The organism is Streptomyces sp. NPDC001513, assembly GCF_042894695.1.
In the GTDB taxonomy this organism is placed as follows: Bacteria; Actinomycetota; Actinomycetes; order Streptomycetales; family Streptomycetaceae; genus Streptomyces.
Genome location: NZ_JBIAVU010000004.1, coordinates 102236 through 118920, shown reverse-complemented (window position 1 = coordinate 118920; position 16685 = coordinate 102236). Strand labels below are relative to the sequence as shown.

Below are 16685 nucleotides of genomic sequence, written 5' to 3'. Positions count from 1 at the left end.
GGGCGGCGGCAAATTCGTGTGCGCCGGCGGCCGGGCCCGCGTTAGGGTCAGCCGCATGAACGTCACCGGCCCCAGCACCACCGCGACCGCGCGAGCGACCAGCTCGCCGGTTGCCGCCGCCTGACCTTCCCCTCTCCCCGGCGACCGGAAAACGGTCCGTCGGCGGTGCCGTGGCCTCTTTGCCCGGCCGGATGACTGAACGGTCCCGTTCTCCGGTGCCTCTCCCGCTCATATGCGAAGGACGCACCCCATGCACACGGAACAGCTGGTCAACACGTTCGTCGAGTACTTCGAAGAGCGTGACCACCGCCGCATCGTCGGATCGACACTGCTCCCCCCACCCGGCGACCCCGTGCTCTTCACCACCTCCGGCATGCACCCCCTCACCCCGTACCTGGAGGGCCGCGCCCACCCGCTGGGCAGGCGGCTGGTCAACGTACAGCGCTGTCTGCGGACCACGGACCTGGAGGAGGTCGGAGACGCCACCCACCTCACGGTCTTCGAGATGCTCGGCACCTGGTCACTGGGCGACTACGACGGTCCGCTCAGCCTCGACTGGGGATACGGGCTGCTCACCGAGGGCCTGGGCGTAGATCCCCGCCTGCTGCACGCCACCGTCTTCGCCGGTGACGGCCAGACCGGGCCGGACACCGCCTCCCTCCAGCTGTGGCAGGACCGGGGCGTCCCCGTCGAACTCACCGTGGAGGACAACTGGTGGTCCAACGGACCCGTCGGACCCTGCGGTCCCGACTCGGAGATCTTCCTGTGGAGCGGTGACGGCCCGCCCCGGTCGACACCCACCCGCGACGACCGCTGGGTGGAGGTGTGGAACCACGTGACCATGAGCCACCGCCGGCTCGACGACGGTTCCCTCGTGCCGCTTCCCCAGCGCAACGTCGACACCGGACTCGGCCTGGAGCGGCTGGCCTCGCTGCTCCAGGGCAGGTCGTCGGTGTTCGAGTGCGACGTCTTCGACCCCTGGCGCCGCCTCGTGCCGCCCCTGTGGCCCCTGGACGAACCATCGCTGCGGCTGGTCTGCGACCACCTGCGCTCGGCCATCGTCGTACTCGGCGACGGCGTGCGCCCGGCCAACACCGGACGCGGCTACGTACTGCGCCGCCTCGTGCGACGGGTGCTCACCGTGCTGTGGCGGGACGATCCCTCGCGCGGCCTCGGAGACCTGCCGGAGGAAGTGGTCCGGCACACCCTGGACCACTTCCGGCTGGACCTGCGGCCGGAGGACGTGCTCCGGATGTTGGTCGAGGAGGAACGCCGGTTCGGCCGGCTCCTGGAGCGCGGCCGGAAGGTGCTCGCCCGGCCCCGCTTCCGAGGCCCGCTGACCGGGGAGGACCTCCACTACCTCCACGACACCCACGGTCTGCCCCGCGAGCTGGTCGACAGCCTGCGGCCGGAGTGACGGCACGGGGTGCGCGCGGGCCTGCCGCCCAGCCGCCCAGCCGCCGACCTCGTCCCGGAACATGCGCATGCCGACCATGAGGCGGGTCTCCTGCCTCGGCCGACGGCACGACACGGAATATCGGTACCGGATGACCGCGCGAAACGATGGAATGTCGGTATGACCGGCCCCGAGACCGACAACGAACCCCCGGAGACCGACGACGAACCCCCCGAGCACCGGCGCTACGCCCACTACCTGGAACTCCTGGAAAGCGTCCAGGAAGCGGATGAGGCCGGCCTGGTGGCGGCCGTCCTGCGCGACGACTGCGTGGCGATGGCGGAGTCCGCGGTCAACCGCCACCTGGAGCGCCGGGCCGCCCAGCTGCTGACCGACGCCCACTTCCCGGACTGGGCCCGGACGACGGCCGCGGTCATCGGGGACCGGGCCTTCCTGTCCCGCCGCCTGCGCGAGTGGACCCTCCTGCGGGCGATCGCCCTGGACGAGCCGTGGACGGCCGAGGAGGTCACGGGCGCATCCGACTGGTTCCAGCGCACGGCCGCGGCCGCGCAGGCCGTCAGCTCACCCGAGGCCCTCGACCTGCTCGCCGAGCACGGACGCACCCGTCGCGTCCGCAACGCGGCGACCCTCCGCCTCCGGCCGCCGCGTCGGCGCCCGGGCTGATCACGGTCCGGTCGGCCAGGGGGAGGGAGGTCACAGACCGGGACCCTTATGGACCTCTTGCTCCGTATGTCACTCTGGCCGCTCCACCGGGTCACCCGCCTGCCGCACGACCCGGACGACCGACCGACACGGAAGCGCCCATGTCCCTGCCGTTCCCTTCCCGTGCCGTCCCCGCCGTACTGACCGGCGCCGTGGCCGTCCTGCTGGCGGCGTGCGCGCCCTCCGCCGCCGCCGGAACCGCGGCCCGCCTGCCCGCCTCGGCCCCGGCCGCGCAGCCCGCGGCCCCCACCGCGCACCCGTCCGCCCCCGGACCGTCCCCCGCGGTCACCCCGGCCGTCGCGGCCGCCGTTCCCACCGCGGCGCAGCCCGTGGGACCGGGCGCCGGCGTCCCGACGCAGGCCTCGATGCTGTCCATCCCCTCGGCGGGCATCTCGGGGCTGCGCGTGATGCCGTACGAGGGCACCACCGACGACGTACCGGGGACCCGCATCCAGGACCTCGGCGTGGCGGCCAGCCCGTACGGAAAGCGGGGCGGCGTCGGACCCGGTCAGGTCGGCAACTTCCTGATCACCGCCCACCGGCTCTCGGCGGGCGGTCCGCTGCACGACCTGCCCTCGGTGAACCAGGGCGACACGGTCCTCGTGACCCTCGGGAAGGTCGAGTACACCTACGAGATCACCGCGACCCGCAAGACGTCCTTCCGCTCGGAGCGCTCGCTCGGCGAGCAGCGCGCGGCCGTCCCCGGGGCGCCCGGTACGGCCCCCACCCAGGCCATGATCACGATCTCGACCTGCGCCACGCCCGAGGACCACGCGGAGGGCAACTTCTGGAGCGACGCCCAGGGCAACCCGGAGCACCGCATCGACAAGATAGGCGTCCTGCGCAAGACCTCCGCGGCCACGCCCGCCTCCTGACGCCCCCGGAAGCCCGTCGGCGCGCCCGGCAGCGATCTCGTACCGACGGGTAGTTTTCAGCCAATTACCGGCATCACGCTGACATGCTCCTGACAGTTCAAGGTGGCTGTGGGACTCTCCCCGCACGCACTCCGCACCCTCTGAGAGGCCCAGCGCCTCGCCCACCCCCACCAGTACGTGGCATGGAGGAGCGAACATGAGGCACACCCCGCCCATCAAGCACGGCACCCGCATCTCACGCGTCGCCGGGATCGCGACGCTCGTCGTCGCGGCCGCATTCGCCGGCACCGGCACCGCCCTCGCGCACACCCCCGGCGCCGCGGCCGCCGACCAGAAGGTCGACGGCGTGATCGTGGTCGCCGGCAACAGCTGCAGCTGGACCAACGCGAGCACCAGCGCCGCCGCCCCGGCCGCCCTCACCGTCGACCGCACCACCGTCAACGCGCCGGGAGGCAACCTGGCCTGCGGCGGCGGCATCGCCGCCTCCCTCAACAACAACCCCGCCTTCACCTTCGACGACACCGCCGGGACGGCGCGGACCGACACGATCGACATCACCGGCAGGCAGAGCTTCATCTCCTGCCGCTACAAGGCCACCAACATCGTGTGGGACCGCGACGGGACGAGCCGGAAGTACATCAACCGCGCCTTCACCGCCACCAAGACCTCGGGCAGCTTCCTGTGTCCGGGCTCCGTCAACACCCCGGTCGGGGACGCTTCCATGCTGTTCCGCTGAGCCGGCCGCTGCGGCGGACCCCGGCCCGGGGCTCCGCCGCAGAGTCGGCGAACCATCCCCTCCGAAACCGGGACACGGGCCCCCGGATTGTCTAGTCTCGCTGTCGGGCGGGGGAGGGGCGCGTGGAGGATGACGACCAGCAGTCCACGTACGCCGTGGACCGGCGTGTCGAGCTGTCCCAGGAGTGGGAAGGGCTCATCGGCGAGGTCCGCGAGCTGGGCCGCGCACGGGGAATCCCCGAACTGACCGACTTCCTGCGCCCACCGCGCGCGGCGTCGCTGACGGCCGCGGGCCGTGAAGGCGCCGTCGTGGCGGTCAACATCAGCCGCCTGCGCTGCGATGCCCTGCTGATCACGGAGACAGGCGTACGAGGACTGCCGCTGCCCGGGGTCACGGCCGGCGGGGTCGAGGACCGCACGGTCGCCTACCTGGTGGCCCTGCGCACGCTGGAGCGGGCGGCATGGGAACTCCAGGCGGCCCGGGCGCCGTTCGAGCAGGGCGACCGCTCCCCGGAGGTCTTCTTCCGCATCTCCGACGCGCGAGCGGCCCTGGCCCTGGCCCGCAGAGCGGCCGAGGACGAGCTCGGCACCCTCACCGCCTGGCTCTGGGACGAGATCTGCGGGCCGGTCCTCGACGCCCTGGGCCACACGCGGGCCCCGGCCGACGGAACCCCGCCCCCACGCGTGTGGTGGTGCCCCACGGGACTGCTCAACCTGCTGCCCCTGCACGCCGCCGGGCACCACGGCGAACCCTCCGACGCCACGCCGAGGACGGTCCTGGACCGGGTGGTGTCCTCGTACACGCCGACCGTACGCGCGCTGCTCACCGCCCGCTCCCGCTCCCGTTCCGGCACGGCGGCCGACGGGACCGGGCGGATGCTGTTCGTCGCGCCCGAGCCGGTCGGCATGCCGCCACTGGAGTCGCTCGCGGCGGACCGTGAGGCGCTGGTCGGGCGCTTCGGCGAGCGGCTGACCCGTCTGGAGGGCGCGGACGCCACCGCCGACGCGGTCCTGGCGGCACTGCACCGCCACCCGTGGGTGCACTTCAGCAGCCACGCCGGGCAGGACCTGGACGATCCGGGGCTCGGCTCCATCGCCCTGCGGGAGGACGGCCTCACCGTCCACGACCTCGCGGAGCGCAGCTACAGCGGGGAGTTCGCGTTCCTGTCGGCCTGTCAGACCGCCGTCGGGGGCATCGACCTCGCCAACGAGACGATCACCTTGTCCGCCGCCCTGCACATCGCGGGCTTCCGGCACGTGATCGGCACCCTCTGGTCCGTCTACGACCGGGCGGCCGCGGACGTCACCCGCGATTTCTACGGAGACGGCGCCGCCCCCGGCAGTGCCACCCCTGGCAGTACCACCTCAGGCGGCGGGCCCTCGACGGTGCCGGACTTCGAGCCCGCGGACGCGGCGCGCCACCTGCACCGCGCCGTGCGCGCCCTGCGCGACCGCGACCGTACGCGACTGACGACCTGGGTGCCCTTCGTCCACATCGGCCCCTGAGCGAAGCACCCCGACCGACCGCCCCCATCGGACCGCCCCGTCACCAGGGAGGAAGCGGCATGACCACACCGCAGCCCCATCCGCAGTCCACACCGCAGAGTCACTTACCGCTGCCCTACGAGGAGACGACGGACCCCCGCTACGCCCAGGAAGTGGCGCAGAACCACGATCTCCAGCACGTGAAGGGGGACGACTACGTCTTCGTCTGCACCTGCCCGCGCTGCGGGGCCGCGCTGGACATCCCCCTCTTCGATCCGGAGTTCCGGGCCTCGCCGCCCGGCAACGCCCAGGCCGGCGCCGCCGGTTCGCAGTCCGCGTCGAACCCCCCGGTGCCGATGAGCTGCACCTGCCAGGGGACCAACCACGACGGCCGCCCCGAAGGGCGCAGCGGCTGCGGAGCCTTCTGGGCCCTGGAGTCGTCATGACCACTCCCAGGGTCCCCCCACGGTTCATCGCCGGCCCTCCGGCCACGGCCCGGGACCTGCTGGCGGCGCAAGAGCGCCACCGCCTGGTCAGGGAGGCACTTCCCCGCCTGCGAGCGGCCGCCCTGGGCTGGCGCAACGCGGCCGGCGTGCTCATGGCCGGGCTCGTGGGCTTCGGCCTGGTCAAGGGCCGCACCGACGTGGGGCAGCTCGCCAAACCCTGGGCCGCCGGCGTCGGCGTCCTGCTGCTCGTGGCCCTGATCTGCGGTGCGTGCGGCGCGTACCTGCTCAACCGGGCGGCCCACGGATCACTGGCGCCCGCCCCGCTCGGGACGCGGACCACGCGCTCGGCCGTGGAACACCTGGAGGCCGGGTCCGCCCTGCGGGCCCTGCGGCGCGGCATCGCCATGACCCTGGGCTGCACGCTGTTCCTCGTCGGCGCCGTCGCCGCCACCTGGTACGGGCCGAGTGCCAAGCCGCCGGCGGTGGAACTCACCACGCCGGCCACGGGCAGGCTCTGCGGCACCGTGACCGGAGTGGGCGACGGCAAACTCCGGCTGAAGACCGGCGGTACGACGGTCGAGGTGGCGACGGCGGCCCTCACCCAGCTGAGAACGGTGGAGGCCTGTCAGTGATCACCACCCTTTGCAGGAGCCTCCGTTACCAGGTGCTGTTCCTGGCGAGGTGGCGCCCGCTGCTGACCCGTACCTTCCGGGCGATCGAGCGCGAGGACACGGAGGCACTGCCGGAGCTGATCGGCCAGGTCGACGCCATCCGGGCGCAGGAAGCCCATCCCCGATGGGCGCGCGACATGATCCGCAGGGCGGAGCTCCTGATCTTCATCGCCGGCTCGGAGTTGCTCCATGATCCTCACCATCTTGACCGGGCGATCGACTTGGGCCGGGCGGCCCTCACGGCGAACCCCCTCCCGTGGCAGGCGGAGGTCTGGGACCGGAGCCTGCTCGCGGACTGCCTCATCCAGCGCTTCGGGAAGCGCGGTGACAAGAAGGACGTGGACCAGGCGATCGTCCTCTACCGGCGGGCCGCGGACTTGTGCCGGGCCGCGATCGCCGCGCCGAGACCTCCGTGGGGCGAGTCGATCAGGCGCTTGTGGCGGGCTGCGTGGATCATCGACGAGGAAGCGGTCTTGCCGCCGCTGAACAGGGCGCAGATGTTCGCCGTCCTCCTCGACTTCGGGGACGTGCTCCACACGCGCTTCGAGTTCCTGAGGATCTTCGACGACCTCCAGCGGGCCGTGGCGGCGAGCGAGGACGCGGAGGCCCTCAGCCGGACGTTCGCCTGGGCGTTCTCGAACGGCGGGGGCAGCTACGGCCATGAACGCGGGGCGACCCTCTCCCAGCTCGCCGCCCTGCTGGTCCTGCGCTACGACCTCCTCCACGACCCCGAGGACATCGTCCGGGCCGTGTGGCTCCTCAAGGACGCGGACCGGCTCATGCCGCGCCGTGACGCCCGCAGCCGCTCGCTCGCCCGGCACCGGGTGAACGCCCTCACCACCCAGGGCCTGGCCATGCGCAGGCTGGAGGACTTCACCAAGGCCGACGCGGTGCTGCGACGGCGCGCGCCGGACGACCCGGGGTGGCTCCCGCAGGTCCAGATCCTGACCGGTCGGGCCGAGCTCTCCGACTCCACCGACGGCCTCGCCGAGGCCGTGGACATCCTGGAGGCGGCCGCCGCCGAGGACGGCTCCGACAGCCACGAAGCGCTGATGTGGCTCGCGGCGACCCTGCGTCAGTGGGCCGGCGAATCCGAGGCACACCCCCCACCGGGCGATGCGGTGGCGGATCCGCTGCCGGACAGCGCCACGCTCTGGCGCAGGTCCTCCGACGCCTGGCGGCGCGCCGCGCTCCGGGAGACGGCCCCCGCCTGGCGCCGGCTCGTTGCGGCGTCCTGGTGGAGCATCCAGATCACGGCCGCACACCCCGCCTCGGCCGAGGCCGCGCAGGCGGGCAGCGTGGCCGTGCGGCTGCTGCCGCTCGCGGCCTGGCGCGGCCTGGACCGCCTCAGCCAGGAGAAGCTGCTGCAGGCGACCGACTTCGACCTGGCGACGGGCGCGGCCGCGGCCCAACTGGCCATGGCGGAGCCGGACCCGGCGCACGCGCTGGAACTGCTGGAGCTGGGCCGAGGGGTGCTGTGGTCCCAGAAGCTCGACGTGCACACCGATCTGAAACTGCTTCAGGAGGTCTGCCCCGAGCTGGCCGAACGCCTCACGCGCGTGCGCGTACTCCTGGAGGAGGCCCGGGACCCGTCGGCGCGCACCGGCCGGGCCCGCCGGACGCCGCTGTCGTAACAGGGCGCGGCCCGTCGTTTGTCAAGTCCCGAAAGCTCGCGGCATGACGTGATGCGGGGGGAGGGGGCTTACTCAGGAGACGGACGCACGCGGAACGGGTGGGTCCTCGTCGCCGGCGATGTCGCCGGCGACGTCCGGGTTCCACCTCCGAGATGTGGAGGCGTTGACGGTTCGGAAGGAGTGAGCGCATGCGAGTCACCACGGTCTGCCCGCTGCCCTGTGTCCGGGGGCGAGTGTCATGAGTTCCCTGCCTCCTTCCTCCGAGCGCCCCACCGGCCCGCCGCCCGGCCCGTTGTCGGGCCGGGGCGCTGATGTGGAGCCGCCGCCCCCGCCGCCGCCCCCTCGGCAGCCGTCAGGGCCTCCGCCTCCCTCGGGACCCCCGTCGGGGCCCCTTCCGGTCTCTTCGGCCGGGTCTCCGCCGCCGTCGGGTGGCGGGCGGGTGCGCAGGTGGCGATCGCGCAGGGCCGTGCTGAGCGTGAGCACGGCGGTGGCCGTGGTGTCCGCGGTGGTCCTCGGTTTCGCCGTGCTGGGCGGGAACACCGCGGCGGGCGGCGAGGTCTTCCTCCAGGCCGCTCCCGAGGCCGGGCCCGACCCGTTCACTCCGTCGACGGCCACCCAGGCCGAGAGCGTCGCCAAGGCCACGCCCATGACCACCGGCGAGCAGGCGAAGGACGCCGCGAGCACGGCGCGCACCGCGAGCGCCACGGCGGGCGGTGCGCGCACGCTGGAGGTCGACGGCGGGTATCCGGGCCTGTACGGGGGGACACGGAACGTCGCGAGCTGTGACGTCGAGAAGCAGGTCCGGTTTCTCGCGCAGCACCCGGACAAGGGCAGGGCGTTCTCCGGCGCGCTGGGCATCCGGCAGCCCGAGATTCCCTCGTACCTGCGGTCGCTGACTCCCGTCCGGCTGGGCTGGGACACCCGGGTCACCAATCACGGCTACCGGAACGGCGCTCCCACCAGCTACCAGGCGGTCCTGCAGGCCGGCACGTCCGTGCTGGTCGACGGCCGTGGCGTGCCGAGGGTCCGCTGTGCCTGCGGGAATCCCCTCAACCCGCCCGTCGCGGTCAGGGGCAGGCAGGCGTACAGCGGCGAGAAGTGGTCCTCGTTCCGGTCCTCCGGCCTCGTCGCGGTCAAGCCTGCCGTGAAGCCGGTGAAGACCGTCACGGTCTTCGACCAGAACCGGAAGGGATGGTACGAGCGCCCGAGCGGCGCGGCGCAGGGCAAGCACGACCGTGAGATCCCGGTCCCGAAGGGTCAGACCCCCGGCTCTGCCTACCCGGTCCTCCCGGCGGCCCACCCGGCATCGGTCCAGACACCCCAGGACCCGAGCCCGAACCAGATCCCGGGCAACACCCCTGGTCAGCCGCCGGGCCACGCTCCGGGCAAGGCCCCAGGCACCGCCCCCGGCCAGGTGCCGGACCAGACGCCGGGCAATGCTCCGGACCAGACACCTGGAAAGCCGCCGACCCTAGCCCCGGGCGAGAAGGCGGGCCAGAAGCCGGACGGGGACCCGGGGAAGGTACCGGGCCAGGAACCCGGCAAGGCCCCAGGTCAGGCGCCCGGTGAGGACCCGGGCAAGGCTCCCGGAAAGCCCTCGGGCAAGGCGCCGGTCAAGGAATCGGGCAAGGAATCGGTGAAGGCACCGGGCCAGGAGCCGGGCGAGGACCCGGTGAAGGAGCCGGACAAGGACCCCGGTAAAACGCCCGGCCAGGACCCGGACAAGGCCCCTGCCAAGGTCCCGGACAAGGGCCAGGACCCCGGTGAAGCCCCGGCGAAGGATCCTGCGAAGGAAACGGTGAAGGAGCCGGCTCAGGCGCCAGACGATGACCCGGCGAAGGCGCCGGGCAAGAAGCCGGGCGAAGAGTCCGGCAAGGTGCCGGGCGAAGAGTCCGGCAAGGAGTCAGGCAAGGAGCCCGGTCAGGACCCGGGGAAGGCTCCCGGAAAGCCGCCGGGCAAGGAATCGGTGAAGGACCCGGGTAAGGAGTCCGGCAAGGAGCCTGGCGAGGGCCAGGGGAAGGAACCCGGCAAGGAGCCGGAGCAGACGCCTCGCAAGGAGTCGGGCGAGAGCCCGGGCGAAGGCTCGCAGAAGGTGCCGGGCAAGGAGTCAGGGAAGGAGCCTGGCAAGGCGCCCGCCCAGGATCCGGCGAAGGTGCCGGGGCAGGAGTCGGGCGAGCACCCCGGCAAGGAGTCGGCCCCGGACCCGGGCAAGGCCCCCGAGAAGGTTCCGGGCAAGGACTCGGGCAAGGTTCCGGGTCGGGAGTCCGGCCAGGAACCGACGAAGGTGCCCGGTCAGGAGCCGGACAAGGAGTCGGGGAAGGCGCCTGGCCAGGAGCCCGACAAGGGCCCCGCCCATGATCCGGCAAAGGTGCCCGGGCAAGAGTCGGGGAGGGGCTCGGGCCAGGGCTCGGACAAGGCTCCCGGGAAGGTTCCGGAGACCGGTCACGACACAGGTAAGGACCCTGGTCAAGAGTCCGGGCCGGCGCCGGGCCAGGCTCCCGGGAGCGCTCCGGAATCCGGCCAGGCGCCGGGCAGCGCCCCGGACAAGGGCGTCGGCAACGATCCCGGAACGGCGCCGGGGAACGAGCCGGGCAAGAACCCGGTTCCGGGTCAGGGTTCCGGCACCGGCACCGGCACCGGCACGGGCCCCGGCAACGGTCCGGTGAACGCACCGAGCCAGGAGTCGGGCAAGGGCAGCGGCCAGGAGCCCGGCAATGAGTCGGGGCGGCAGCAAGGCGGAGACCCGGGCGGTGAGTCGGGGGAGGAGCAGTCCGGGTGATCCGGTGGTTCGGGTCCCCGGGCGATGAGGCTCCGGCTGAGCCGGGGCCAGCGGTTTCGTGGTCGCCCCTCCACCTCGCTCGGCAAGCCCCGACAGCGAGAACCGGCCAGGTCAGCGCAGCGATTCCCGCGGCGGGCGCTCGCGCAGGGCTCCGTACGCGATGAAGTAGGCGGGGACTCGGTTCAGCCACCGGGATTCGGTGATGAGCTCCGTCATCCGCTTGGCCCGCCGGGCATCGCCGAACGCGGTGCGGCCGGCCAGCAGCGGTTCGATGACCTGGGTGTGGGCGAGGCGTTGAAGGCCTTGGGTCGCCACCGTGGTGGGCCAGCGGCGGCGTTGGATGCTGCGCACGTCGTGCAGTCCCACGGTGCCCTCGCGCAGCGGCCGTACGAGGTGGCGAGCGGCGGCCACCGCGTCCTGGACGGCGAGGTTGATGCCGATGCCGCCGACGGGTGACATCGCGTGGGCGGCGTCGCCGATGCACAGCAGCCCGGGGCGGTGCCAGCGGCGCAGCCGGTCGAGCCGTACGTCGAGCAGTTTCACCTCGTCCCAGGAGGTGAGCGCATGGCTTCGGTCGGACAGCCACGGGGCGGCCTCCGCGAAGCGGGTCGTGAAGCGCTCCAGCCCCTCGGCGCGGCGCTCGGCGTCGGTCCCCTTGGGGATCAGCGCGGCGCACTGCCAGTAGTCGCCGCGGTCGATGAGCGCGGTGAAGAAGCGGTCGCCCAGGCCGCCCACGAGTCCGCTGGGGTCGTCCTCGTGGCGGGGCAGCCGGAACCACCAGGCGTCCATGGGGCAGGGGAAGTGTTCGAGGCCGAGCTCGGGCAGCGCCCTGGCCAGTGAGCCGCGGCCGTCGCAGGCCACGGTCAGGGTGGCCCGGAGCTCGCCGGTGCTGCCGTCCGCGGAGCGGTACCGCACGCCCGTGACGCGGCCGCGCTCGATGAGGAAGGAGGTCGCTTCGGTGTCCATGCGCAGATGGAACGAGGGTTCCCGGCCCGCTTCGTCGGCGAGGAGGTCGAGGAGGTCCCACTGGGGCACCATCGCGATGTAGTTGTACTTCCCGTGCAGTGCCCCGATGTTCCCGATGGTGACCAGGGACCGGTCCGCTCCGAGGGGCAGTTGCACGGTGGTCACGCGGCGTTGCGGCAGCCGGGCGAACCGTTCGGCGAGGCCGATGTCGTCCAGGAGCGACAGGGTGCTGGGGTGCACGGTGTCCCCGCGGAAGTCGCGCAGGAAGTCGCTGTGTTTCTCCAGCACCGTCACCTCCACACCGGCCCGGGCCAGCAGCAGCGCCAGCACCATTCCGGCCGGCCCGCCTCCCACCACGCAGCACGTCGTGCGCTCCACGGCAACCACTCCCTTCGCGGGCCCGGGTGAGCCCCAGAGGAGGTATACCGCACCGGGGGTGGCGGGGCCGGTAACGGCGACCCGGGCCTGACCGGTCCTAGTACGGGCTGTGCATCGTGAGGAATCGGATGTCGAGGTCCGTCTCCAGGTAGTCCATGCGCCGCTCCCAGAAGGCCTGCATGTGGGGGAGTGCGAGGTGGGCGTCGAGGTCGGCCCGGGAGCGCCAGGCCTCGTAGAAGACGAAGGTGCCGGGCTCGTCGCGGTCTTCGTGGAAGTGGTACTCCAGGCACCCGGGCTCCTGCCGGGTCGGCTCGACGAACGACAGCAGGAGTTCCTTCAACTCCTCGGCGCGCTCGGGTATGGGGCGCGCGGTGCCGACGAGTGCGAACGGCTGGGACATGCAGGGTTCTCCCCCCGATAGGTACAATCAATCTCGTACCTTCCGCACGCTACCGAACGCGTAGGTACGATGCAATCCATACCTCAAGGGAGGTGTCCCGCATGCCCGACGGTGAAGGTCACCCGGACGTCGAGGAGATCGAGCTCGGCCCGGTACTCGCCGCGCTGGCGGATCCGCTGCGCCGCCGCGTGGTGCGCGAACTGGCGGCCGCACCGGACGGCGCGGCGCGGACGTGCAGCTCCTTCGGGCTGCCGGTCTCCAAAGCAACCGTCACGCACCACTTCCGCGCACTGCGCGAGGCCGGGCTGATCCGCCAGGTCGACCGGGGCAACAGCCGGATGGCCAGCCTGCGCCGGGCCGACATCGAGCAGCGGTTTCCCGGACTGCTGGGCATCGTGGCGGCCGAGCCGGCCGAGCCGGCCGAGCCGGCCGAGTGAGCTCAGGGGGTGGGACGCGCCTCGGTCCCGAACCCCCTACGGGTTCGGGACCGAGGCGCGTACGGGCGGCCTGCCGCCATCCGCGGCATCCGCGAGCGGTCAGGTCACCGCTTGAACATGTCCTTCATCTTTTCCTTGGCCTGGCGGGCATCGCCCTTCGCCCCTTCGGCGCGGCCTTCAGCGGTCAGTCGCTCGTTGCCCACCAAGCGGCCGGCCGTCTCCTTGAGCTTGCCCTTGGCCTGCTCGGCCTTGGCCCGGCCCTTCTCGTTGCTCGACACAGCTGATCACTCCCTGAGGCTGCGGGAAATGCCTTGCCCTCCGCGTCTGACCCCGATCGAGCCCCGCAAACGTGAGCCGCGAGAACACGCCCGGCATCCGGTCTTCGAGAAAAAGTGCACTCCGACCGTTTGAGCCGACGAAGACCGGCCATAAGGGTGGTCACGGGAGTCCGCGACGGTGAGCGGCGCGGGTTCCCCAGCGGTCCCGGGCCGCGTGGTGGCATCCCCCCGCCATCACGCGGCCGGGCTCCTGCGAACCGCGATTCCGCGCGACGGGCACGACACACCACGCCACGCTGCCGGATTCGCCGTACCGCGGACAGCGCGCGGGGAACCGCTTCGGAATCTCCTGTGTCAGCTCCCTTCGAGGGGGCAGGGGCGTGAACGTCCATGTCACCTACATCCGTTGAGGAGATATGAACAGCGCTCTTCGTGTGCTGTCCGTCCTGGGCGGCTCGGTCCTGCTCACCCTCGCGGCCGGCTGGGTCGTCGACCTGCTGCTGCGCCGAGCCGACGCACGCCACCCCGAGACGCCCCTGTGGAACCTGCTGCGCCGGTGCCGCAACGCCCTGCTGATCGTGCTGTTCGCCGCGCTGCTCAGGGGCGCCTACCGGCAGATCGCCTGGCCACCGCTGCAGGACCACGCTGCCGCCGTGGGCCGGGTGCTCTCCCTCACCCTGATCGGCGCCGGGGCCTGGCTGCTGGTGGCCGTGGCCTCCGCCGTCGTCGAGTCGGGGTACGCCCGCTACGCCACCTCCACCCGCGACCCGGCCCGGCTGCGCCGCGTCCGCACCCAGGTGACCCTGATCATGCGCGTGGTGACGGTCCTGGTGGCCGTCGTCGCGGTCGCCGCGATGCTCGTCACCTTCCCGAGCTTCCGCGCACTCGGCACCTCCGTGCTCGCCTCCGCCGGAATCATCGGAATCGTGGCCGGCGTCGCAGCCCAGTCCACCCTCGGAAACCTCTTCGCGGGCTTCCAGATCGCCTTCGGCGACATGGTGCGCATCGGCGACACGGTCGTCGTCGCGGGCGAGTGGGGGGTGGTCGAGGACATCACCCTCACCTTCCTCGCCGTACGCACCTGGGACGAACGCCGCATCACCATGCCCGTCTCGTACTTCACCACCCGCCCCTTCGAGAACTGGTCGCGCGGCGGCATCCAGATGACCGGCACCGTCTTCCTCCACTGCGACCACCGCGCACCGGTGGACCTCATGCGCGACAAGGCCGAGGAGATCCTGCAGACGCGCAACGAGTGGGACGGCCGCGGCTGGGACCTCGCCGTCACGGAGACGACGCCGTCCACCATCGTGGTGCGGGTCATCGTCACCGCCAAGGACCCCGACGACCTGTGGACGCTGCGCTGCACCGTACGGGAGCAACTGGTCGCCTGGCTCGCGGAGAAGCACCCGGACGCCCTGCCGCGCATCGTGCTGGACGCGGCACCGGGACAGCCGCCCGCGCCGGACGCCACCGGAGCGGCCGACGCCGCGCGAGCCCGGAAGTAGTCCCCCGGAGAACGGCCCGCATCGCCGCCCGAAAGCAGGGCAGCCGATTGGAAGGCGGTCGAACCCGACCGCTTCACCCGTTGAACCGACCTGCTGTTGAACCGGCCATCGAACCGGCCATCGAACCGGCCGACGAACCGGATACGGAACCGGCAAACGAAGGGCACTCCCTTGGCACGCACCGTCGCCCACGTCATCGTCGACGCACTCGAGGAACTCGGCGTCCAGCACGTCTTCGGCGTCGTCGGAGACGCCTTGAACCCGCTCACCGACGCCATCCGCACATCCGCCGGACTGAACTGGGTGGGCTGCCGGCACGAGGAGGCCGCGGCCTTCGCCGCCTCGGCGCAGTCCCAGCTCTCCGGGACCCTCGGCGTGTGCATGGGCACGGTGGGACCCGGTTCCGTGCACCTGCTCAACGGCCTCTACGACGCCGCCAAGAGCCGCACCCCCGTCCTGGCGATCTGCGGCCAGGTCCCCCTCGCCGAGATCGGCAGCGACTACTTCCAGGAGGTCGACAACGACCTGCTCTTCCGCGACGTCGCCGTCCACCGGGCCACCGTCACCTCCCCGGACCAGATGCCGCGCCTGCTCGAATCGGCCGTACGCGCGGCCGTGACCAGGGGCGGAGTGGCCGTCCTGACCGTGCCCGGCGACCTGGGCGACCAGGAAGTGAGCGACGACAGGCCCACGCGCTTCGCCCTCGACCGCGCCGTCACGCGGCCCGACGACCCGGCCCTCGCCCGCGCCGCCGAGCTGCTGAACGCCGCCTCCCGGGTGACCCTCCTCGTCGGCCAGGGCGCCCGGGAGGCCCGTACCGAAGTACTGCGGACCGCCGAGCTGTTGGCGGCGCCCATGGTGCTCACGCTGAAGGCGAAGGAGGGGTTCGAGGACGACAACGCCTTCCAGGTGGGCCAGACCGGCCTCATCGGCAACCCCGCCGCCGCTCACGCGCTCGACAGCGGGGACGTACTCCTCATGCTGGGGACCGACTTCCCCTACCGGGAGTGGTACCCGAAGGACGCCAAGGTGGTCCAGGTCGACGCCCGTGAGGACCACCTGGGACGCCGCACCCCCGTGGACGTGGGTCTGGCGGGCGATGTCGGCGCCACCCTGCGGGCCCTGCTCCCGCTGCTGAACGCGGCCCCGGACCGTGCCCACCTCGACGACGCCCGGGAGCGTTTCCGCCACTGGCAGGAGGGCCAGCAGCGGCTGGCCGACCCCGCCCACGAGCACCGCTGGACCGGGAAGCTGCGGGCTGCCCTGGACAACCGTGAGCACGCCGTCCGCCCCGAGGCGCTGGCCGCGGCGGTGGACGCGTACGCCGCCGAGGACGCCGTCTTCACCTCCGACACCGGCATGGCCACCGTCTGGCTCTCCCGTTTCGTCACCATGCGCGGCGACCGCCGGCTGATCGGCTCGTACAACCTCGGCTCGATGGCCAACGCCATGCCCCAGGCCCTCGGCGCCCAGTTGTGGGCGCCCGAGCGGCAGATCGTCGCGCTGTGCGGGGACGGCGGGCTGAGCATGCTGCTCGGCGATCTCATGACCATCAGGACGTACCGGCTGCCGGTGAAGCTCGTCGTCTTCGACAACCGCCGCCTGGGCATGGTCAAGCTGGAACAGGAACAGGCGGGCCTGCCCGAATTCGGCACGGAACTCGACAACCCCGACTTCGCCGCGGTCGCCACGGCCCTCGGCCTGACGGGGATCCGGGTCACCGACCCGGCCGATCTCCACGAGGGCGTACGCCGGGCCTTCGAGACGCCGGGGCCGGTCCTGCTGGACGTGCTCACCAACCCGGAGGAAGTGGCCGTGCCCGGCAAACCGACCGTGGCCCAGGGCTGGGGCTTCGCCGTGGCCAAGGCCAAGGAGTTCCTCCCGTAGCGCTGTTGAGGAGGAAGACGTACGTGCACAACGGGAGATCCGGGGCATACGCCCTTCAAGAGGCTCGTTGATCCTTTTCACTCACCG

15 protein-coding genes are annotated in these 16685 nt (G+C 72.3%); 12 read left to right on the top strand and 3 right to left on the bottom strand.

All coding sequences use genetic code 11. The features are described from left to right. The first annotated feature begins 250 nt into the window (after positions 1–250). The 9 genes from ACFYZ4_RS09825 to ACFYZ4_RS09785 all read left to right on the top strand — a co-directional run bounded on the left by ACFYZ4_RS09825 (position 251) and on the right by ACFYZ4_RS09785 (position 10744). Positions 251–1417 (top strand): alanine--tRNA ligase-related protein, encoded by a 1167-nt coding sequence (locus ACFYZ4_RS09825; RefSeq protein ID WP_390783511.1) that lies wholly within the window; start codon positions 251–253, stop codon positions 1415–1417. A gap of 159 nt (positions 1418–1576) precedes the next feature. Next, positions 1577–2080, top strand: coding sequence for a hypothetical protein (locus tag ACFYZ4_RS09820; protein WP_390783510.1), 504 nt, complete (start codon positions 1577–1579; stop codon positions 2078–2080). 140 nt (positions 2081–2220) lie between these two features. Then, the gene (locus tag ACFYZ4_RS09815) at positions 2221–2994 is read left to right on the top strand and encodes a class E sortase (protein ID WP_390783509.1); all 774 of its coding nucleotides are present in this window, start codon (positions 2221–2223) and stop codon (positions 2992–2994) included. Between the two features lie 196 nt (positions 2995–3190). Continuing rightward, positions 3191–3730 carry a hypothetical protein gene (locus ACFYZ4_RS09810; RefSeq protein WP_390783508.1) on the top strand — a complete coding sequence of 180 codons (540 nt, stop codon included), beginning with the start codon at positions 3191–3193 and terminating at the stop codon, positions 3728–3730. Between the two features lie 122 nt (positions 3731–3852). Next, positions 3853–5235 (top strand): CHAT domain-containing protein, encoded by a 1383-nt coding sequence (locus ACFYZ4_RS09805; RefSeq protein WP_390783507.1) that lies wholly within the window; start codon positions 3853–3855, stop codon positions 5233–5235. 59 nt (positions 5236–5294) lie between these two features. Continuing rightward, positions 5295–5660, top strand: coding sequence for a hypothetical protein (locus ACFYZ4_RS09800; protein WP_351301568.1), 366 nt, complete (start codon positions 5295–5297; stop codon positions 5658–5660). Beyond that, complete coding sequence (locus ACFYZ4_RS09795; protein WP_351301571.1) at positions 5657–6292, top strand: hypothetical protein; 636 nt, start codon at positions 5657–5659, stop codon at positions 6290–6292. Before ACFYZ4_RS09800 ends, ACFYZ4_RS09795 begins: the two co-directional genes overlap by 4 nt. Further along, entirely contained in the window at positions 6289–7965 is a 1677-nt protein-coding gene (locus ACFYZ4_RS09790) for a hypothetical protein (RefSeq protein ID WP_390783506.1), read from the top strand. The genes ACFYZ4_RS09795 and ACFYZ4_RS09790 overlap by 4 nt, the downstream gene beginning before the upstream one ends. Before the next feature lie 475 nt (positions 7966–8440). Then, on the top strand, positions 8441–10744 hold the full coding sequence (locus ACFYZ4_RS09785; RefSeq protein WP_390783505.1) for a DUF6777 domain-containing protein: 2304 nt from the start codon (positions 8441–8443) through the stop codon (positions 10742–10744). Between the two features lie 111 nt (positions 10745–10855). On the opposite strand, the gene ACFYZ4_RS09780 is transcribed toward ACFYZ4_RS09785, so the two are convergent. Next, on the bottom strand, positions 10856–12088 hold the full coding sequence (locus tag ACFYZ4_RS09780) for an FAD-dependent oxidoreductase (protein ID WP_390783504.1): 1233 nt from the start codon (positions 12086–12088) through the stop codon (positions 10856–10858). 97 nt (positions 12089–12185) lie between these two features. Continuing rightward, a complete protein-coding gene (locus ACFYZ4_RS09775; RefSeq protein WP_351304596.1) occupies positions 12186–12488 on the bottom strand; it encodes a putative quinol monooxygenase in 303 nt (100 codons plus the stop codon). 101 nt (positions 12489–12589) lie between these two features. Here ACFYZ4_RS09775 and ACFYZ4_RS09770 point away from each other — a divergent pair, with 101 nt between their 5' ends. Then, the gene (locus ACFYZ4_RS09770; RefSeq protein ID WP_390783503.1) at positions 12590–12925 is read left to right on the top strand and encodes an ArsR/SmtB family transcription factor; all 336 of its coding nucleotides are present in this window, start codon (positions 12590–12592) and stop codon (positions 12923–12925) included. Between the two features lie 104 nt (positions 12926–13029). On the opposite strand, the gene ACFYZ4_RS09765 is transcribed toward ACFYZ4_RS09770, so the two are convergent. Further along, on the bottom strand, positions 13030–13203 hold the full coding sequence (locus ACFYZ4_RS09765; protein WP_351302319.1) for a CsbD family protein: 174 nt from the start codon (positions 13201–13203) through the stop codon (positions 13030–13032). 416 nt (positions 13204–13619) lie between these two features. Between ACFYZ4_RS09765 and ACFYZ4_RS09760 the strand changes: the two genes are divergently transcribed. Next, positions 13620–14711, top strand: a complete 1092-nt coding sequence (locus ACFYZ4_RS09760; protein ID WP_390783502.1) for a mechanosensitive ion channel family protein — start codon at positions 13620–13622, stop codon at positions 14709–14711. Positions 14712–14882: 171 nt separating this feature from the next. Further along, positions 14883–16598 (top strand): thiamine pyrophosphate-dependent enzyme, encoded by a 1716-nt coding sequence (locus ACFYZ4_RS09755; protein ID WP_390783501.1) that lies wholly within the window; start codon positions 14883–14885, stop codon positions 16596–16598. The last annotated feature ends 87 nt before the right edge of the window (positions 16599–16685 follow it).